We start from the raw sequence: 20,903 nt of genomic DNA on the forward strand, positions 1-20,903 counted from the left end.
TGCGTGGTATCCGTGAAATATGGCGAAATGAGTCAAGCTTGAATCTTCACAAAAGATTTGCACAACGCCTACACCACACCTGATGAACCGTTTTGCTCCGCCATTTGCCCGAAGTTCCACTCAAATCGGCACGGATCTCAACTCTTATTAACCTCCACACAGCCATCCCAGACCTGCCATGTAAAATGAGGGAGTCGAGCTAGGGGATCGAACTGCCGATCCGTTGTGCCTATCGAAACGATTTTTGGCAACTTGCAGGGACTCAAGCCCAGCCAGATCAAACAGTTGCAGCGGCTCTATCACCAGCGACTTCCGGGCGATCGCCTGACGACCCCCGAATTTGCCCAACGCCTCGCGGCCGTTAGCACTGAGATTGGTCAGCCCGTTTGCGCCTATATTAATCGCCGGGGACAGGTGATTCGCGTGGGAGTGGGCACTCTGCGACAAACTCAAATTCCGCCACAAGAGCTCCCGCGATATGGCGCAGAGCGTCTCAGCGGCATCCGCTGTGTGGCCACCAAGTTCAAGCCCGAACCGCCCAGCAGCGCGGCCCTCACCGCAATGGCGCTGCAACGGCTAGATGCACTGGTGCTGCTGGTGATGACGGGCGAAGGCTTTGAGCGACGCGGCGGCGGCGCAACGGGCTATATCCGCGAAGCCTATCTGGCCCACCTGATTCCCCATCCTGAGGCCAACTGGACCGTTTCGCCGCCTCTCAGCCTCGATCGGGTCAGCCAGCAAGACTTTCTGGAGCTAACGGAAGGGCTGGAGTCAGAATTTCGCCGCGAGTTTGTGGCGCAGCAGGTCGAAGTCGATCACGATCGCGCGTTGCTGGTAGGCGTAATGACCGACAACCTTTCGGCTCAACAGTTTCAGGCAGGGCTGGAGGAACTGGCGCGGCTGGTAGAAACGGCAGGCGGCGACGTGGTGCAAGTCCTCTCGCAAAAGCGGGCCCATCCCCATCCCCAAACCGTTGTAGGGGAAGGAAAAGTCCAGGAAATTGCCCTAGCCGCCCAGACCGTCGGCGCAAACCTGATCGTGTTTGATCGGGATTTGTCGCCTGCCCAGGTGCGGAACCTGGAGGCGCAGATCGGCGTGCGGGTGGTCGATCGCACGGAAGTCATCCTCGATATCTTTGCCCAACGGGCCCAGACGGGGGCTGGCAAGCTCCAGGTGGAACTGGCGCAGTTGGAATACACCATGCCCCGGCTAACCGGGCGAGGGCGCGACATGTCTCGACTGGGGGGCGGCATCGGCACGCGAGGCCCAGGGGAAACCAAGCTAGAAACCGAGCGACGCGCAATTCAGCGGCGGATTGCCCGACTGCAACAGGAAGTCAACCAGCTCCAGGCGCATCGGGCCCGGCTGCGACAGCGCCGACAGCATCGAGACGTGCCTTCGGTGGCGGTGGTGGGCTATACCAACGCGGGCAAATCTACCCTGCTGAATGCGCTAACCAATGCGGAGGTCTATACCGCCGACCAGCTCTTTGCCACGCTCGACCCCACGAGCCGTCGCCTAGTGGTGACGGATGCCGAAACTCAGGAACCTGTGGAACTGGTGCTGACAGACACTGTGGGCTTTATCCACGACCTGCCGCCGTCGCTGGTGGATGCCTTTCGGGCGACGCTAGAAGAGGTGACTGAAGCAGACGCGCTGCTGCACTTGGTGGATTTGTCGCATCCGGCCTGGCAAAGCCAAATCCGCTCGGTGATGAAGATTTTGAGCGAAATGCCGATTACGCCGGGGCCGGCGCTGCTGGTGTTCAACAAGATTGACCAAGTAGACGGCGACACGCTGGCGCTGGCTCAGTCGGAGTTTCCGCAGGCGTTGTTTATCTCGGCGGGCGATCGCCTCGGTTTGGGCACCCTCCGACAGCGCTTGCTGCAACTGGTTCATTACGCCGTGTCGATGAACGCAGAAATGGGCGAGCTTCCCGCATCGGATTCTCCTGCCCAGCAGTCTCGCCGCTCCTACGACTTCCCCTAGCGATGGGCCGAGATTGGAAGAATCAAGCCCGGATGACTCCTGATCCAGGCTTGATTCTTTCCGTAAAAACCGATAAATTCACTAAATCTTTATAAAGAAAATTAAACTTGCCTGTTACTTTCCCAGTAGACATAGGTAAGCATCAGATGGCACTTCGCTTTAGGAGTTTGGTCATGGGTTCAACCAATCAACCGACGATTTTGGTGACGGGGGGTGCGGGGTATATCGGCTCCCATGCGGTGCTATCGCTCCAGCAAGCGGGATACGAGGTTCTGGTTCTGGATAATCTGGTGTATGGGCATCGGGAACTGGTCGAAGACGTTCTGAAAGCGGAACTGATTGTCGGAGAGATTGGCGATCGCCCCCTGCTCGACCAAATCTTTGCCAGCCGCACCATCGACGCAGTTATGCACTTTGCCGCCTATGCCTATGTGGGCGAATCAGTCAAAGAACCCGCGAAGTATTATCGCAACAACGTAGTCGGCACGCTGACGCTGCTAGAAGCAATGCACGCCGCCGGGATCAACAAGCTGGTGTTTTCTTCCACCTGCGCCACCTACGGCATTCCCAACGTCGTGCCCATCCCCGAAGACTATCCCCAGAACCCCATCAATCCCTACGGCGCAACCAAGCTGATGATTGAACGGGTGCTGAAGGACTTTGGCGTAGCCTATGGTCTGCAATCGGTGATTTTCCGCTATTTCAACGCGGCGGGAGCCGACCCAGACGGACGGCTCGGCGAAGACCACAACCCCGAAACCCACCTAATTCCCCTGGTGCTGCAAACGGCGCTGGGGCTGCGCGATGCCATTCAGGTCTTCGGCACGGACTATCCCACCCCCGACGGCACCTGCATCCGCGACTATATCCATGTGACCGATTTGGCCTCGGCCCATGTGCTGGGGCTGGAATACCTGCTCAACGGCGGCGGCAGCAATATTTTTAATCTGGGGAATGGCAATGGCTTCTCGGTGAAGGAAGTCATCGAGGCGGCGCGTCAGATTACGGGTCGGGACATTCCGGTGAAGGCGTGCGATCGCCGCCCTGGAGATCCCCCCGCTCTCATCGGCAGCGCCGACCGGGCCCGGCAAATTCTGGGCTGGCAGCCGCAGTATAGCCGCATTGACGACATCATTTCCCACGCCTGGGCCTGGCACCTAAAGCGGCATGGCAGCACCCTGGTTGCCTCATAGCCAGGGTGCCAGATTATAGGCAGGACTTAGCACTGGACTTACGCACTTGCGATAAGCTCCTTGGGGTTTGGACAATTTCTGGTGGGATGTGCCCGCGAGAAATTGTCCAACTGCGTAAGTCCTAATAGGGTTCATTAGGTTTCCAGAAGCAGGGCCCAACGTCTTTGAAGCCAGATTGCGATAAATCCACTCGGCAACCCGGTATTCTAGGCAGCAAGGGGCCAATGACAGTTTGAGTGATGCCACTCGGAGCGATCGCCCTTCGAGTGGCGATTTTTATGCTTCTGTGACTTATATGCTTCTGGATTGACATCTGTGTTGACATGAAGGCGATCGCCAGCAGCTTGAGCCGTTGAGCCAACAGTTTGAGCCAGCAGCTTGAGCCAGCAGCTTGAGCCAGCAGTTTGAGCCAACAGCTTGAACCAACAGATTGAATAGATAAATCGGTGTGGGAACCTGTGAAGTATTTTTTTCTATCGGATGGTTGGACGGTGGGGCGCGTGTGGGAATTTGGCGGGCTGTGGGATGAGCGGGCCTGGCGGCGACCGCCCCATATCCAGCGGATGCAGCTTTCTATTGTGGAGCGGGGCGAGCGCCTCTGGCTGCACCAGGTCGAAGAGTCGGTGCTGATGGTAGAAGTCTGTCCATCGCCTGCGATCCAAGCAGACGGATCAAGTGCATCGATTGGGCAAGTCGTGCTAAAGCGGCTGATCACGGCAGAACAGGTGTTAGAACTGTTGTGTGGAGCCGATCTGGAGGCAAAATCCTAGTCTCCACTGGACTGCGGTCAACTGCGGTCAACTGCGGTCAACTGTAGTTAACTGCGGTCAACTGCGGTCAACGGTTAACTTTACGGGTTCAGCCATGACGCTTCCGTCAATCAATTCCCGCCAATCCCAGTCCAGATCTCGATCTTGGCTGCTGCTATTCACCAGTCTAATCGGTGGTCTGAGTTTGCTATCTGCGCTGGTGGGGCAGAGCGCTCAGGCTCAAGCCCCAAACCTGCCGCAGACGCTAGAAGCGGCAACCCGCCAGGATGAGGCCGATCGCCTGCTGCGAGAGGGCGTACAGGCCTATAGCGCCAGTCAGTTTGCCGTTGCGCTAGACAGATGGCAGGCGGCTCTGGCGATTTATCAGGAGTTGGGCGATCGCCCCGGCCGCACGGTTGCGCTAACCAACATTGGCGAAGCCCACCGCAGCCTGGGGCAATATGCCGAAGCCATTGCTGCCTTTACCCAGGCGCTCCCGATTGCCCAGGAAACGGGCGATCGCCGTCGGCAAGGGCTGATTTTGGGCAATTTGGGCGTGACCTACTATGCCACGGGCGACTATACCCTGGCCTTGGAAAATTTGCAGCAGGCGCAAGCCATTGCTCAGGACGTGGGCGATCGCGAGGGCATCGCCACAGCGCTGCTTAATCAGGCGGTCGTCTATCGGGCGCTGGGCCAGCCAGAGGAGGCCGATCGCCGCGTGCAACAAGCTCGGACGGCTGGCGGCGAGGGAGAGGTGGCTTCGCAGCCCGCTGGGGAGACGATGACTCAACTGGAACGAGAACTGCGAATTGCTCAGGAACAGGGCGATCGCCAGGGCGAGGCTGCCGTTCAGGGAGCCATCGGAGTGCTGTGGCTCAACCAGCGCCAGTATGATCGGGCGATCGCCGCCATGCAAAGCCAATTGGACATTGCCCGCGAGATTGGCGATCGCTCCCTCGAAGCCACCGCACTCAACAACCTGGGACTGGTGCATGTCGAGCTTCAGCAATATCCCCAGGCGATGGATATGCTGCAAGACTCGCTGCTAGTGAAGCAGGAAATTGGCGATCGCGAGGGCGAAGCCCGCACCCTGGCAAACCTGGGGCGGCTCTTTTTGGAGCAAGACCAGCCCGCGATGGCGATCGTGTTCCTAAAGCAGGCGGTGAACCTGTGGGAAGCGCTGCGGGCCGGGCTGCAACAGACCAATCCCGACATTCAGCAGACCTACACCGACCGGGTAGCCAGCACCTATCGCCTGCTCGCAGATCTACTGCTGCGCCAGGATCGGGTGCTGGAGGCGCAGCAGGTCTTAGATTTGCTCAAGGTGCAGGAACTAGACGACTATCTGCGCGACGTGCGCGGCAACGAGCAGACGGGGCGCGGCATTGCCCTCTCCGAGGAAGAGCGAAACATGCTCAACCTCTACGATCGGGCGATCGCCCAGGGACGGGAACTGGCCAGACTGCGGGCGATCGCCCCCGACCGCCGCACCCCCGCCCAGCAGCAGCGCCTCGCCGTGCTGGTCGCCGCCGAGCAAAACCTCGCCCGCACCTTCGATGATTTCCTCAACCGCCCAGAGGTGGCCGCCGCTCTAGATCAGCTCAGCCGCACCACGCGCCGCCAAAACATTGACCCGGTGCAGTTCACCGCGCTGCAAAACAATCTGCGAAACCTGAATCAAAACGCCGTCCTGCTCTATCCGCTGGTGCTAGACGATCGGCTAGAGCTAATTTTGGTTACGCCCTTTTCGCCGCCCATCCGCCGCACGGTGAACGTCCCGCGCACCCAGCTCAATCAGGCAATTTTGGAACTGCGGCAATCCCTGACCGACATTCGGGTCAACCCCAGACCCAGCGCCCAGCGACTCTACAACTGGCTGGTGCGGCCGCTCGAAGCAGACCTGGCCCAAGCCAACACCCAGACGATTGTCTATGCCCCAGACGGGCAACTGCGCTACATTCCGCTGGCGGCGCTGCACGACGGCACGCAATGGCTGGCCCAGCGCTATCGGGTTAACTACATTACCGCCGCCTCCCTCACAGAGTTTGATCGACGACCCCAGCGCGACTTGCGGGTGCTGGCAGGGGCGTTTGTGCAGGGTGAAGTTAGCGTGCGAGTGGGAACGCGAGAACTGCGGTTTCCGGGGCTGCCGTTTGCAGGCATCGAGGTGGAGAATATTGCAGCCCAGATTCCCAACACGCAAAAGCTGATTGATGCCCAGTTTAGCCCCCAGGCAACCGTGCCCCGCATGAATGACTATACGGTGGTTCACCTAGCGACCCACGCGCAGTTTGTGGCGGGTTCGCCGGAGGAAACCTTTATTGTGTTTGGGAATGGCGATCGCGTCACGCTTCAAGATGCGTCGCGCTGGTCGTTGCCCAATGTGGAACTGATCGTGCTGAGCGCCTGCCAGACCGCCGTGAGCGGCGAGAGCAATGGCGAAGAAATTCTGGGATTTGGCTTCCAGATGCAGCGCACCGGGGCCAGAGCGGCGATCGCCTCGCTGTGGCGGGTCAACGACGAAGGCACCGAAGCGCTGATGACCCAGTTTTACCGACTGCTGAATCAGAAAACCATCTCCAAAGCAGAAGCCCTCCAGCAGGCCCAAATCAGTCTCATTCAAGACAACCAGCCGCCGTTTTTCTGGGCCCCGTTTATCCTGATCGGCAATGGACTTTGAAGCGAAATTTTGCTATCTGACAAAAACGCAATGCTAAAAACTAAAAACGCAAGGTTAGAAACGCAAGGTTAGAAACGCAATGTGCAACGTTTAATTTGCCCTCATCCCCCAACCCCTTCTCCCAGGTCGGGAGAAGGGGAGCAAGAGAGGCTTGAAGTCCCTCTCCCGCTCTGGATTTAGGATGAGGAGGATCGGCAAGGTTGCACATCCCGTTGATATAAGATTTGTCCCTGATTTGTCCCTGATTTGTCCCTGATATGATAAAACTCCGGTGAAGGGAATTCATCATGGCAAAAGTCATTGCAGTCACCGACGCGGTTAAAAGCTTATCTGAAGTGGAAGCCCGGTTTAGATTACGCCGGGTGGAAGATGAGCAATTTTTTACCGAATGGCAGCAGAATTTGCCGGAGTTGAATGATGCTGAACGGGCAAAGCTGCCTCCGCAACAATAGCCGCCAGCGGCACTCGCGGGTATAGAGGTAGACCAGACCAGCCTTGCCTCGCCGCACCCAGATTGATCGCAAGAGCGATCGCCTACAACGATTGCAAGATGGCTGTGATGGCTTGCTTTAGACTTGGTAATTCTTGCGCTACAGTTAGCCAAACAATATCGAGATCAATCTCGAAGTAGTTGTGAGTCAGAATGTTTCGCTCCAATTATTTTTGCCCAAGGTACTTCTGGATGATGATCTCGCAGGGTTGAAGAGAGCGAGCGGGAAGCCTCCCCAATCACTTGCAAGTTTTGAGTGAACCAAGCTTGAATTAATTCATTTTGTTCAAATGCTTGCCTGCCCTGTGCAGTATAGCGATCAATCCGCTCGATGGCATCTAGGATATCTTGCAATTTCTCGCGATCGTCTCTCATAAGGGAATTGCTTCACTCAGAATGCGATCGCGGATTCTGGGTCGCAGACCTTTTACTGTGACCACATCTACTGAACAATTCAGCAGGTCTTGTAATTCCATCAGCAACCCGCCAAGGTCAAGTAAGCTGCGTTCTGCCTCCAGTTCCACCAGAAAATCAACGTCGCTGTCTGAGTCGGCTTCGCCCCGTGCTACCGAGCCAAAGATGCGAACGTTGTAGGCTCCGTATTTTGCTGCTGTCGCCAAAATTGCTTCTCGTTTTTCCTGCACCTGTAACCCAATGTTCATTAGCAGCCTCTCCATGTGTCTTCATTATCCCATTGCCCCAGTGCTTTAATCTTCTGCTTGATGCCCTGCAATTCGCAGAACTGAAATCGCGGATTCCTACTGAAGCTTGCGTCTACGAAATCTTGATTCGGAACCAGGGCGATCGCCCTTATGACTTTCTAATTCTTCAACACGACTTTCATCACTTCGTACAGCACCCGCGACAGTTCCCGGCGGCGCAGGGATTGGCGGTCGATGGGTGTGCGGGCAAAGGCCCGGTCATAGGCATCGGGTGCGGCTTTTTTCACCAAGAAGGACAACTGCTCGCGGGTGATGGGCGACTCTGGCGCAAAGCGGCCGCGGCCGACTCCGGCGATCAGTCCGGCTGCGGCCAGGGCCTCGATATAGGGATGGGCCCAGTGGTTTTTGGGCACGTCGGAAAAGGTGGGCTGGTCGGGCGTGGTGGGCGACAGGTTGAGCAGCTTCACCATTGCAGTAGAGACAACAGCGCGGGTGACGGTGTTTTCGGGGCGAAAATGCAGGTCGGTGGTGGTTTCGCTGCGGACGATGCCTGCGGTCGCCATCACCTGGATCGGCTCAAAGTCGGGGTCGCTGTGGGATACATCATCGAACCAGAAGATGGGAATGCCGTTTCGGGTGATCAGCCCTTGCAGCTTGCGGAGGAGGGGTTCTTGCAGGGCGATCGCCCTCGGCTGCACCCCCGCCCACACGGCCAGCGCTGCCAGATAGCCGCTGGCTTCCCCAATCGCCCATTCCACCGGATGCATTCGGTAGGCCGCGTTGGTAATGTGGGTCGTGCCGAGGCTCTTGGAGGACAGCACCAGCCCGTCGGTGTCAATAGGAACAAGTGACCCCACAGGCAGCGTAAAGGGCAGCGCAATCACTTTGTCTCCCGGCAAGCTGGCGTGGCCCTGGCGATCGTTGCCGTGCAGGTCGAGATAGTGATATTGCCCAATGCCTACGCTGTCGGCAAAGCAGCGGGCCCGCGCCTGGTCGGGGAAAAAGGCCTTGGCTACGTCTTCGTGGAGGATGGGGGTGAGGGCGATACCGCGTCGCGCCTCGCGGATGTAGGGTTCGAGGGCGATGCCGTCGGCGGTCCAGGTGAGGTCGCCCCGGGGTTTTAGCGGAATGCCCCGCTGCTGCAAATAGTGGACGTAGGCCCGAGCGCGATCGCGCCCTTGTTTGAGATGCAGCTTGCGCTCCTCCCGACTCACGCCGACCAGTTCCCCCACGCGATAGTCGTTGCCGCAGAGCATGGGCCCGCCCTCGCCGTGCTGATGCTGGCCCCAGTTCAGCACCGACACATCCCCCGGCTTCACCAGCTTCTCTTGGGTAGACACGCGAATCAGACGGCGGTAGCGGAAAATCCCAAAGGGATGCAAAAATGGGCGCGGCTGTGGCTCCCACTGACCGCCAGATTTCGTCCAAAAGTCGGCTTCAAAGTCTGCCGCCAGCAGCCAGGGGGCGACGTTGTATCCTGGCGGTGCGCCAATGGGCTTGCCTTTGCCTGGTTCCGCCAGTTCGATCACCGCGCCATAGGTAAAGGACTGCTGACACTCCGGCAGGGGGTGTTTGGGAAGCGCCTGTTCGCCAGTTTCTTCGCGGGTTTCCTGCCCCACGCGGGAGGGGATGTTACCGACTTCCAGCAGATCCCCCAGATCGGTTGCCTCAATGGTGATCTGCGCCGAAATCGTGAAGCGATGCCCCCGCTGGAGGTCTTGAAACACAACCCCCGTGACGCGCCGCCGCCCGCCGGGGGGAGTGACAAACTGCACCTCGACGGGTTCTGCAAAGGGAATGAAGCGGAGGGTGCCCCGTTCCAGGCAGGGGGCGATCGCCTCGTTTAGGGCAATGGCGGATACGACGGGACTGGTGCAAATCGGGCTGACCCAGCCGCCGCCGGGGTTTTGCAGCACCTCCCCCTGCACGGGCTGGAGCTGTCGCTGGCGATCGCGAAACCAGCGCTGCAAGGGCGAAATCGCAAATTCTTCCCCTGCCCGATGAAATGCGCCCGCCCGCTCTTTGAGCAAATCGCCATCGTCCGACGCGGGCAGCGCCTGCACGGTGAACTGGCCCCCCAAGATCTGCGTCGGCTGCACCAGGCACACCGACAGATTGGCCCGCGCCGCCACCAGCGCCGCCGTATAGGCCGCCGTCGATCCCCCCACCACGAGAATGGCGCAGGAGAGTTCGCTGTTTGGCGCTGGGCGGGTAAAGGCGCGGTCTTCAAAAATGCCGTTGTGCTGGCGCAGGGGGGCGGTGAGCATGGGTGGGTGGGTAGGGGCGGTGCCCTTTAATCATCTCACTCCCGCCCCTCAACCCGCCAAAACCTCAACAGGACTTATGCACTCGCCATCCGTGTTCTGGACTTTGGCGGATTGCTTGCGGACGCAGCCCGCGAGAAATCCGCCAACTGCCTCAATCCTGCTCAACCTAAAATAGAGGCATAAATAGAGGCATTGCCACGCCGTCCCGCCGCTGAGTGTTTTGCATGTACGCTGATTCTGAGTTTGATTCGGATGTTTCATGGTCTGGTAATGATTTGGCTCGGCTAACGCCCGCGGAGTGTGGGCAGCGGCTGAGTGAGGCGGCGTTGCCAGAGGCAGAGCGGGCGGGGCTGCTGTGTCGGCTGGGCTGGTGGCAGTTGCGAGATGGGCAGATCGAAGCGGCGATCGCCCAGTTTGATCAGGCATTGCTGCTGTGGCCAGACCTGGTGGCGGCCTATCACGGGCGGGGGCGGGCGCTGGATGGGCTGGGGCGATTCAAGGAGGCGCTGGCAAATTTTGACCAAGCGATCAAGCTGGCGGCCACACCGAGGGCAAGGCTGTGGCGCGATCGCGGCTGTACGCTCCGCAGTCTGGGGCGCTATGGCGAGGCGCTGACCAGCTTTGGCAACGCATTGGAACAACAGCCCCAGGATGCCCTATCGATGAGCGCGAAGGGGTCTTTGCTGGCGGTGCTGCGGCGACAAAAGCAGGCGGCGATGCAGCTTTGCGATCGCGCCTTGCAGCTTGACCCAAACCTGCCAGAAGCGTGGAATAGCAAGGGCGTGGTGCATTCGGTGGCGGGGCAATATGCCGAGGCGCAGCAGTGCTATGAGCGGGCGATCGCCCTCGACAGCAGGCTAGACCGGGCCTGGAGCAACCGGGGGATTGCGATGCTGCGGCAAGATCGGGTGCTGGAGGCGATCGCCAATTTTGAGCAGGCCCTCTCGCTGGCTCCGCATCGGCAGGAGGCGTGGAAAGCGGCTGCTTGGGCGCATCACGGGCGGGCGCTGATGCGGCTGGGGCGCTATGAGCGGGCGATCGCCAGTTGCGATGAGGCGCTGCGGCTGCAACCGGGCTATGCTCCGGCGGCGCTGAATCGGCTGCTGAGCTTGGGCATGGCGGGGCAGTTGTGGACGCACCTGCGGCGGCGGGAAACGCGCTGGCCCCTGCTGCAAAATGTGGGCGCAGTGCTGAATGCGGCCAAGCTGCGGCTGCTGATTGTGACGGCGGCGGTGCTGCTGCTGGCGCTGGGGCAGGGGCCGGCGGCGGAGTTGCTGCGGCAGGGGGTGTCGGTGCTGCTATCGCTGGGCGTGCTGGGGCTGATTGTGGCCGATCTGTGGCGGCATCGGTCGCGGCTGGGCTTCGTCTGGCAGACCTATTTTGGCACCCACTGGCTGACCTATGGGCGGGCGCTGGGCATCGTCGTGGCAACGCTGGTGACCTATTCGATTGCCGATGCGATCGCCCCGCCGATTTTGCGTCTGGGCTGGTCGGATCTGGTGTTTGGGCGACCCGGCAACGTCATGTTTCAACCGTTTAACCTGATCAAAGATGCCGCCCCTGCGCCATCCCCTGCGCCAGACCTCCCCACCCCGCCAATGCCAGGATTGGAACCGCCGCCCGTGCCAGAAGCGGTGTCCCATTTCAACTGGGCGACGCTGCTGATTCTGCTGTTTTGGCTGGCGCTGCTGCTGGGCATTCCCTTTTGGGCGCGGCTGGAGGAGCGGCTGTTTCGGCGCGGGGCCAACACCTGGCGACAAATCGGCGTGCGTTCCACCTGGTTTGGGCTGGCGCACCTGCTGGCGGGAATCCCCCTAATCGGCGGGATTGTGCTGATTTTGCCGGGGTTCCTGTTTGCCTGCCGCTATAAATATGTGCGCGATCGCCATTTGCGGCAAACGGGCAACGCCTTCCAGTCCGAAGAGGCAGGTGTGCGAGCCAGCACCGCCGACCACGCCGCCTACAACGCCATCCTGATCACGCTAGCCGCCGCCGTGATGATTTTTCTTTAGTTAGCAGGCTCTACTAAACAGATATTTTCTTCAACCTTAACCTGCGTGTGCCTACATCTGTCACATCTGGGCAGGTTAGGAGCGCTTCGCAGCCGCCAGCTTTGCTTTGAGATCGATCCAGGCTGTGCGGAGTTTCCAGAACTTGCTGCTTTCCATCGCGGCGATTTGCTGGCGAGCGTCCTGGGTTTCGCGCTGGCAATTTTCAAGCTGGAGTTGGGTGTCTCGAAGCTGGCGCTGGGTCTGGCGAAACTGTTGGGTGAGGGTTTGCTGGGCGGCTTGCCACTGGCGCAAATGCGTCCACAGGAGGGCGGTGCGATTCCCGTAGGGATCGCTTCGCGAATCGCCCCTCTGATCCATCTTCCCATCGCTCCAGGACTCTGCCACATCTAGCAGCGTCTTTGCCACAATCTCTGCCGATCGCGCCCAGGTAAACGATTTAGCTTGGGCCAGCCCGGCCGCAATGAGCCGCTGGCGCACGTCGGGCTGTTGCACCTGTTCTAGGGCTTGCCGCAAGGCGGCGGATGAGTCTGGGTCGGTGTATATCACGGCATCGCCGCCGACTTCGGGAATAGAGGAAATTGGGCAGGTAATCACGGGGCAACCGCAGGCCATGGACTCGGCAATGGGCAGCCCGAAGCCTTCGTAGCGCGAGGGATAGACGAGGGCGATCGCCCCGCTGTAGGCTGCCCGCAGTTCTGCATCGCTGAGCCGTAGCCGAGTGATGGATACACTGCCCGCCAGTTCCCGCAGTTCTGGCTCGATTTCGTCTTTGCCGCCGACGCAGAGAACCCTGAGGTCTTGCCATTGGGGTTCTTGGGCGATCGCCCGCAACAGCAGGGGGGTGTTTTTGTAACCTGTGACTCCTAGCCGTTCGCCGACCAGCAGCACATAGGGCTGATGGAGCGCGTATTGTGTTTTGAAAGCTTCAATTTCGGACGCTGCTGCTGGAAAAAAGCCAGAGTCTACGCCGCAGTGGGCAACAGTGACCTGATCAGGCTGGACGTGGGGAAAAAACTGCATCAGGTCGCGGGCGGTGCTGTGGGAGATGCAGAGGAAGTGCTGGGCGTGCAAAATGCCGTAGTGCTTTTCTTGCCAGATGATATTTTGCAGGTCGAGTCCCAGGATTTCGGGAATCATGTCGTAGCCCATGAAGACCGAGGGCGTAGATAGAGGCGCGGTGTAGTAGGTAGAGATGAACAGGTTGATCGCTTCGGCATCGCAGATGGACTGGAGTTGGGCAGCATTGGCTCCACTGTGGCGATAGTCGTGAGCGGGGCAATCGATATAGCGAAAACCAGGAAGCTTGGGTGCAGTGCCGTTGCGATCCAGAATCACCCAATGTTTGCAGAAGTCCTGGGTTGCCCAAACCTGGAGGAGCGATCGCCAGACGCGCTGGATGCCGCGATCGCTCGGATATTGAAACACAATGCCGTCGAGGGCAATCTGGGGGAAGGGTGTTTCCATTGGAGAGCCGACTGGAGAGCCGAAAGTTGGGCCAGCATCAGGTGGGGCGACCTGCGCCCAGGGAGGACGGTTGTGATTCTTTTGGCGTGCTGCCGTTTGCCGACTGGCCGCCGCTGGCTGGCAGCAGGGCAGGATTGAGCAGCGCGTCTACCATTTTGCGGGCAACCTCTGGCATCAGATATTGGGCGGCCCAGCCCAGCTTTTCTTTTGCCTTTTGGGGGCTATTGCGGCTGATGGCAATGTCGGAGGGCCGCAGCAGGCTAGCGTCGGCTTGCACATGCTCTCGCCAGTCTAGCCCGACATGGGCAAACACGGCGGCCACAAAGTCTTCCAGGCTGGCCGTATAGCCTGTGGCAATGACGAAATCTTCGGGCTGGTCTTGTTGCAACATCCGATACATGGCTTCGACATAATCGGGGGCCCAACCCCAGTCGCGCTGGATGGAGATATTGCCTAGTCGCAGTCCGGTTTGTTCGCCACGGGCGATGGCCACGGCCGCAGACACAATTTTTTGCGTTACGAAGCGCTTGGGACGCAAGGGCGACTCGTGGTTCGACAAAATACCAGAGCAGGCATACAGGTTATACGCTTCACGGTAGTTGGCTACCTGCCAGTGGGCGGCGGCTTTGGCGCAGGCATAGGGACTGCGGGGGTGAAAGGCGGTGGTTTCGGTAGCTACCGTGTCGCCTGTGTCGCCAAAACATTCGGTGGAGCCTGCGTTGTAGAAGCGGATTGGCGCACCCAAAAAGCGAATCACTTCCAGCAGGTTCAGCGTGCCAATAGAGATACTCTCCATTGTTTCCACGGGCAGTTCAAAGGACAAGCCGACGGAAGTTTGCCCCGCCAGGTTATAAATCTCGTCTGGCTCAATCTTGCTAATCACCTGCAACACGCTGCGAAAATCGTTCAGCGACATGGATTTGAGCATGATGCGGTCAGCAATCCCTAGCCGCTCGAGGTTGCGGAAGGAGGTCATCTGGGCATCGCGAGACGTGCCAAAGACTTCGTAGCCTTTGTCGAGCAGCAGTTGGGCCAGATAGGCTCCGTCTTGTCCTGAAATGCCACAGATCAGCGCTTTTTTCATGGGAGAGTTGGGGTTCATCAAAACAACGAATATTTCCAAGGCTATGGGGTTGCCACCGAGAACACCCTACGGCACGTTTTCGTCAGAATATCATGCAGCTTATGGCGCGATCGCAATCTGGTCGCAATCCACTTGCGATCGATTGTGAAGTGGTTTCACGCAACCTGGTATGATTGCGAGTGCCAAATATAGCGCCATCTTCTTGACGCAACCTTGTATTCTGTTCTTCGCGGCATCGTCCCAAAACCCGTATGTTTATTTCCTATGCTCAACACTTTGAGGATGTCTTGCTCTGGCGGGCATTGAAGCACGTTGAGGACGGGTTTTATATTGACGTGGGTGCTTTTCACCCCGAAATTGCGTCTGTCAGCAAAGCTTTTTACGATAACGGTTGGCGCGGCGTGCATGTGGAACCACTTCGACAGTATGCCGCGTTGTTGAGAGAGCATCGTCCTGACGAAGTGGTACTAGAAGTTGCTCTAACTGAGAAAAGCGGCATCATCACTTTTTACGAAATCTCCGATGCTGGGCTGTCAACTGGCGATGCCACAATTGCTGAAGGGCATCGCCAGCAGGGGTTCTTGGTTCAAGAAATTACGGTTCCTTGCATTCCAATGGCTGATATTTTTCAGCGCTATGGCGATCGCCCAATTCACTGGCTCAAGATTGATGTGGAAGGGCTGGAGCGATCGGTTCTGCGGGGTTGGGGCGATTCGCCCGTTCGCCCCTGGATCGTGGTGATTGAAAGCACGCTGCCTAACACGACAACGGATACCCATGACCATTGGGAGACTGAATTGACCCTGCGGGGCTACACCTCGGTCTTATTTGATGGATTAAATCGCTACTACGTTTCGGATCGGCATCCCGAACTCAAGGATGCGCTACAGTACGGCGTGTCTGTGTTTGACGAGTTTGCCTTTAGCTTGACGGTGACGCGCCCCTATTGTGCGCTGTTTCAGCAAAAGCTGGACGAGGAGCGCAATCGCGCCTGGAAACTTGAGGTCAATTTTGAGCAACAGCGGAGCCAGCTTGAAACAAATCTTTTGCAGCTTCAAACTCAGCTTGAAGATATCAGCGATCGACTAAGCCAACGAGAGCAGCTACTTGCAGAAGCGCAGCAGCAAGCAGCCCTGCTTAAGCGGCAGCAGGATGAAACGGCGGCAGAAGCAAAGCTGTTAAGGGTTCGACTTTCCCAGCGGGAACAGGTGTTGCAGCAAGAGGTGTCTCAAGAGCGCGATCGCGCTGATCGGCTGAAGAAGCAATTTAAAGCGGCTAATGCTCGTGCTAACCAGCTTGCCCAGCAGCACGCCCATGCCGAAGATTTGGCTCGACGACGGTTTGATGAGCTGCAATCGGTCTATTCCAGCCTATCTTGGAAAGCGGGTGCGCCATTGCGTGTCGGTAAGCAGCTTGCTGGAGCGCTCAAACGTTTGCTGCGGGGCACTCCGCCTGCACCCATCCTGCCCGTCGCTAGTGCGCCACCTCAGACCAGGGCTGGAAATCTACAAGCAGAGGATTCACGAAAGTCTACTGCAACACTCCATTCGTCTGAAATTTCGGTTAATTTGTCACAATCTGATGCAGAATCTAACGTAGGCAAAGAGCAGCCAGACTTGTCCGGAGTCTCTGCCAACGCTCGCTTGATTTATCAACGGCTGATGGAAGCTCGGAATCAGGGCAACTCAGGCAAGTAACTACAGCTTTAGCTACAGCCCAAAGCCGTGGTTTAGCGAGATGCCTGGTTTGATCGCAATGTTGTTGTTTGAAGGGCAGGAGAGTATTCGTGAGAATTGTTCTGGATTTGCAAGCTGCACAAACCAAACAAGTCTCAGACTCCGATTTTTTTAAGCAGCCGCCGCTTCTATTGGCGAAGGCGATCGCCCGTCACCGAGGCAAACATGAAGTCTTGCTGCTGCTGAGCGATCGCTTTTCAGACACGATTGAGCCACTGCGAGCCTGCTTCGACAGTTTACTGCCGCCAGAAAATGTTCGAGTGTGGGCAGCGCCCGCCTGGATGAGTCCAGACGCAGCGCATCAACCGTGGCGCGATCGCACTTCTGCCCTGATTCGAGAAGCTTTTTTGGCAAGCTTGCAGCCAGATATTGTCCACTTCACCGCGCCGATTGGTGAACCCAGTCCAGATGTGGCGCTGAGTATTGGGACGTTTACTCAAACGCTGCCAACTGCGGTGACTTTGCTGGAGTCAGTTGCTCCGGTTAGCCTGGATGGACTCATGTCTGAATGGCAGGACTTGGCAAGCTGGCGACTGCTGGATCATCTAAAGCGGGCAAATCTATGGCTTGCGGTGTCCGAGTCACTCCGCCAGGAATCGGCAGCCGTTCTAGGCATATCTCAGGAGCAAATCGTTCACTTGGCTGCGGATGAAGAGCAAGATAACGGCAGAAATTGGGACATTGCGGCTGAACGGGCGATCGCCGCTTTTGAAAAGCTCCATCACGGGCGATCGTCCACAACCCAAGTTCTTGCTGCCCCGACCCATCGCCCCAAGCTGGCCTACATTTCACCGCTGCCCCCCGAAAAAAGCGGCATCGCCGACTACAGCGCAGAGCTTCTGCCTGAGCTAGCGCGATATTACGAAATTGAAGTTGTCGTCGCGCAGGACACGATTTCTGATCTGTGGATCAATGCTAACTGCCCAATTCGCAGCGTGGAATGGTTTGAAGCCCATGCCTATCAATACGACCGGATACTCTATCACTTTGGCAATTCCCACTATCACCAGCATATGTTTTCTTTGCTGGAGCGCTTTCCAGGCGTTGTAGCGCTGCATGATTTTTATCTAGGACACATTGTTGCCGCAATGGAAATGCAGAATGCGTCTCCCTATTGCTGGACGCGAGAGCTATATCACGCGCATGGATATGCAGCCGTACAAGAACGATTTAAGTCTGCTGATTTATCAGCAGTAGTGTTTAAATATCCCTGCAATCTAAGCATTTTGCAGCAGGCAAATAGCGTCATTGTTCACTCTAGTTTTGCTCGTCGCTTAGCAAATCAGTGGTATGGCGATCGCTGGTCAGAAGACTGGGGACAGGTAAATATGCCACGAGTGCCCCCTGGAGAGGGCGATCGCTTGGTGTCTCGTCAAATTCTAGGAATACCAGAGGATGCATTCCTGATCTGTAGCTTTGGAATGTTGGGTCAAATTAAGCAGAATCATCGCTTGCTGAATGCTTGGTTGAATTCGGCGATCGCCCAAGATCCAAACACGCTACTCGTCTTTGTTGGCGAAAACCCTGGTGGTGAATATGGCAAATCAATTGCTGAAGCGATTGAGCGCAGCGGTTTATCCGAACAAGTTCAGGTGACAGGCTGGACAGATATGCCCACCTTTCGCCACTACTTAAGGGCAGCAGATGTCGCTGTGCAATTGCGCTCTAGCTCACGGGGTGAAACGTCTGCGGCAGCTTTAGACTGCTTAAACTACGGGCTGCCGACTGTGGTTAATGCGAGCGGTTCAATGGCAGAACTGCCGCAAGATGCGGTCTGGATGGTGCCCGAAGAGTTTACCGATGCTGACTTAACCTATGCGCTGGAAACGCTATGGCAAAATACTGAAAAACGTCAGGCACTATCTCAAGCAGCCGAGTGCCTAATTCACACGCTTCATACGCCTCAAGAATGTGCCAGTCAATACTTTAACTATATCGAGCAGCAGTACAGTCAATGCTCATCTTCACAAAGACTAATTCAAGGACTCTCTAGCACAGATAATTCTTCAGTTCCTAGTCATGATTGGCTGGCGATCGCCCAATCTGTTGCTCAATCATTCCCCCCGAAGCAGCCAGCTAAGCAACTCTTCGTGGATGTGTCTGCAATTTGCCGAAGTGACCTAAAAACAGGGGTGCAGCGTGTTGTGCGATCGCTCCTGATGGAATGGCTCAATAACCCACCCCCAGGCTATCGAATTGAACCTGTTTACTTCACATTCAACCAGGGATGGCAGTGCTATTACGCTCGAAAATACACGCTTGGCTTGCTCCAATGTCCTTTAGAATCTCTGTGTGATGAACCCGTAGATATTCATTCAGGCGATATATTTTTAGGCGCAGATCTGACAAACGATTACATCGTTCAAAACGAAAAAGCAGGGTTCTTTGCAAAATTACAGAATCACAATGTCAAGACCTACTTTGTGGTCTATGACTTGTTACCCATCTTACGCCCTGAGGTATTTCCGCCAAATGTGGACAAAAATCATCTGAACTGGTTAAGCTCAGTGTCTCGCGTGGGGGATGGCGCGATATGTATTTCTCAAGCAGTCGCAGAAGAACTAGCAGAATGGATGCGAACCAATCAGCCTGATCGGATGAGACCCTTCAACATTGGTTGGTTTCATTTGGGTGCAGATATTCAATCTTCTAGCCCAACCAAAGGGCTACCCGACGATGCAGAAGCGCTACTTGCAAAGCTCTCTACAGCACCCACATTTCTGATGGTGGGGACGGTAGAACCAAGGAAAGGGCATCGACAAACTCTAGAAGCGATTGAACAGCTTTGGAGACAAGGACAAAGGCTTAATCTAGTTATCGTTGGCAAACAGGGTTGGCTTATGGAAGACCTGGCCGAAAAGATAAGACAGCATCCTGAATATGACAAACAGCTTTTCTGGCTATCAGGCATTAGCGATGAGTATCTAGAACAAATCTATGCAGCCTCTTCCTGCTTAATATCTCCCTCAGAAGGAGAAGGATTTGGGCTACCCCTAATCGAAGCTGCCCAACATAGCCTACCAATTATCGCGAGAGACATCCCTGTTTTTCGAGAAGTCGCCAAAGAGAATGCTTATTACTTTCAAGGACTAACGCCAGAAGACTTAGCCACGGCAATTCAAGATTGGTTAATGCTCTATCAAAGCAACAAACACCCCCGTTCAGATCAAATGCCCTGGCAAACCTGGGAAAAAAGTGCCAAGCAACTATTAGAAACTCTTCTATAAAAACCATCATCTCCTTTTGAATAAAACCCTTTCTGGCTTATGCGTCACAACACTAAAAATTGTTATAAACTATTGATGATGTATTTAAACTTAGGAATCATCCTAGATCCAGTTAGATATTCACAATTTTAGAGACTTATGAAGCTAAAACGTTTTCTGACCAATAATCTGGTTGAGTATGAAAAAGCCATAGAGGCTGCTCAGTCTTACACTTCGAAGATGAGTGAAGACGCAGTTAATTGGCTATACCGAAAACCCTTCGACATCAACCTATCAAATGATGTCTATTTTCGTTTAATGTATGAGCTTCTCAATTTATTGAAAGCAATGCGTTTACCTGTCCGGGGAAGAATCTTGGAAGTCGGTAGCGGGCCTGGATGGATAACGGAAATCCTCTTAATGTTGGGCTTCTCTGTAGATGCTATTGAGCCATCCGCAGATCTTATTCGAATTGCCCAAGGGCGCTGTAGCTCTTTGAGCAAGCATTATCACGATAGCCAAGCAATGTCTCGTGTGCGTTTTCATCAGACAACCCTTGAGGAAGTAAATTTTGAAGATGAAAGCTTTGATGGCATCCTATTCTTTGATGTATTGCATCATGTAGTTGATGAAGAAGTTGCAATTGAGAAGAGTTTTCGATTTCTTGTACCTGGCGGCTGTCTGGGAATTGTAGAAGGAGCATGGCATCCTGATTTTAAAGATTTGGAGCAGCAATTACGTCAAGAGATGGCGAGATTTGGCACGCTTGAAAACCCGTTTTCGATAGATTATCTAGATCATTTACTGGAGAAATTCGGATTCACTGATATCGCTCGCTACGTGGGAGTAAATGGATTTTTTTCTGAAGAAAAACTGAGTCAGCCCCTAAGGAATTTTGCGTCATCACCGTTGAATGCCGTAAATAACTTGACTGCGCGAAAACCGTTCGGGGATTATCACAAGTGTCATGAATTGAACTTCCGAACAAATGCTCAGATACAGCTGCTTTCAGGAGAAATCAACCCTGAAACTCGAAAAGCGATTTTAGAGATAAGTTTAGTAAATACTGGAGAAACTCTCTGGAGTTGCAATCCTGGTGAGCGAGGATACGTGACTATTGCCTTGAGACGAGGATCACCAGGGTCGGATTCATTCTTAGAAGCTCTAGAGCGGCACCCGATACCACAAACTCTTATACCTGGAGCAGGTATTGAACTCACTTTGCTGTTTACGATACCTCCCGACACCCCGTTAGATCACTGGGAATTAGATCTAATTTGCGAGGATTTTTTCTGGTTTTCCAGTCGCGATATCCCTTCATGCCCTGTTTAATGAAACGTGCTTTTCCATTAATTGAGAATAAGGTGG

At 55.9% G+C, this 20,903-nt stretch carries 13 protein-coding genes and 1 pseudogene; 9 read left to right on the top strand and 5 right to left on the bottom strand.

The genetic code is table 11. From position 1 onward, the window contains the following. Positions 1-231 precede the first annotated feature (231 nt). The 5 genes from hflX (at position 232) to HNI00_RS17275 (ending at position 7,066) form a co-directional block, all read left to right on the top strand. Positions 232-1,989, top strand: coding sequence for a GTPase HflX (gene hflX / locus HNI00_RS17255; protein ID WP_205371480.1), 1,758 nt, complete (start codon positions 232-234; stop codon positions 1,987-1,989). A gap of 173 nt (positions 1,990-2,162) precedes the next feature. Next, complete coding sequence (gene galE / locus HNI00_RS17260; protein ID WP_316787886.1) at positions 2,163-3,182, top strand: UDP-glucose 4-epimerase GalE; 1,020 nt, start codon at positions 2,163-2,165, stop codon at positions 3,180-3,182. A 458-nt stretch (positions 3,183-3,640) separates the two neighbouring features. Then, entirely contained in the window at positions 3,641-3,952 is a 312-nt protein-coding gene (locus HNI00_RS17265) for a hypothetical protein (RefSeq protein ID WP_316787888.1), read from the top strand. Positions 3,953-4,046: 94 nt separating this feature from the next. Further along, entirely contained in the window at positions 4,047-6,614 is a 2,568-nt protein-coding gene (locus tag HNI00_RS17270; RefSeq protein ID WP_316787890.1) for a CHAT domain-containing protein, read from the top strand. Between the two features lie 287 nt (positions 6,615-6,901). Then, positions 6,902-7,066, top strand: a complete 165-nt coding sequence (locus HNI00_RS17275) for a hypothetical protein (RefSeq protein ID WP_316787892.1) — start codon at positions 6,902-6,904, stop codon at positions 7,064-7,066. A gap of 82 nt (positions 7,067-7,148) precedes the next feature. Here the strand turns inward: HNI00_RS17275 and HNI00_RS17280 are convergent. The 3 genes and pseudogenes from HNI00_RS17280 to HNI00_RS17290 all read right to left on the bottom strand — a co-directional run bounded on the left by HNI00_RS17280 (position 7,149) and on the right by HNI00_RS17290 (position 10,033). Beyond that, positions 7,149-7,479 (bottom strand): annotated as a pseudogene (locus tag HNI00_RS17280) (HepT-like ribonuclease domain-containing protein). Next, complete coding sequence (locus HNI00_RS17285) at positions 7,476-7,766, bottom strand: nucleotidyltransferase family protein (protein ID WP_297078238.1); 291 nt, start codon at positions 7,764-7,766, stop codon at positions 7,476-7,478. The pseudogene HNI00_RS17280 and the gene HNI00_RS17285 overlap by 4 nt, the downstream one beginning before the upstream one ends. Positions 7,767-7,924: 158 nt before the next feature. Continuing rightward, positions 7,925-10,033, bottom strand: a complete 2,109-nt coding sequence (locus tag HNI00_RS17290; protein WP_316787896.1) for an FAD-dependent oxidoreductase — start codon at positions 10,031-10,033, stop codon at positions 7,925-7,927. 224 nt (positions 10,034-10,257) lie between these two features. Between HNI00_RS17290 and HNI00_RS17295 the strand changes: the two genes are divergently transcribed. Further along, positions 10,258-12,045 (top strand): tetratricopeptide repeat protein, encoded by a 1,788-nt coding sequence (locus HNI00_RS17295; protein WP_316787898.1) that lies wholly within the window; start codon positions 10,258-10,260, stop codon positions 12,043-12,045. A 75-nt stretch (positions 12,046-12,120) separates the two neighbouring features. Here HNI00_RS17295 and HNI00_RS17300 read toward each other — a convergent pair whose 3' ends face one another. Continuing rightward, positions 12,121-13,509: a glycosyltransferase family 4 protein gene (locus HNI00_RS17300; protein WP_316787900.1), complete on the bottom strand. Its 1,389-nt coding sequence runs from the start codon at positions 13,507-13,509 to the stop codon at positions 12,121-12,123. Positions 13,510-13,546: 37 nt separating this feature from the next. Next, positions 13,547-14,593, bottom strand: a complete 1,047-nt coding sequence (locus HNI00_RS17305; protein WP_316787902.1) for a GDP-mannose 4,6-dehydratase — start codon at positions 14,591-14,593, stop codon at positions 13,547-13,549. 251 nt (positions 14,594-14,844) lie between these two features. Between HNI00_RS17305 and HNI00_RS17310 the strand changes: the two genes are divergently transcribed. From HNI00_RS17310 to HNI00_RS17320, 3 genes are all read left to right on the top strand, one after another. Then, a complete protein-coding gene (locus tag HNI00_RS17310) occupies positions 14,845-16,290 on the top strand; it encodes an FkbM family methyltransferase (protein ID WP_316787903.1) in 1,446 nt (481 codons plus the stop codon). Between the two features lie 395 nt (positions 16,291-16,685). Next, complete coding sequence (locus HNI00_RS17315) at positions 16,686-19,556, top strand: glycosyltransferase (protein WP_316787905.1); 2,871 nt, start codon at positions 16,686-16,688, stop codon at positions 19,554-19,556. A gap of 138 nt (positions 19,557-19,694) precedes the next feature. Continuing rightward, positions 19,695-20,867, top strand: coding sequence for a class I SAM-dependent methyltransferase (locus tag HNI00_RS17320; protein WP_316787907.1), 1,173 nt, complete (start codon positions 19,695-19,697; stop codon positions 20,865-20,867). The last annotated feature ends 36 nt before the right edge of the window (positions 20,868-20,903 follow it).

The sequence above is a fragment of the Thermoleptolyngbya oregonensis NK1-22 genome (genome assembly GCF_032705245.1).
Classification (GTDB): Bacteria; Cyanobacteriota; Cyanobacteriia; order Elainellales; family Elainellaceae; genus Thermoleptolyngbya; species Thermoleptolyngbya sichuanensis.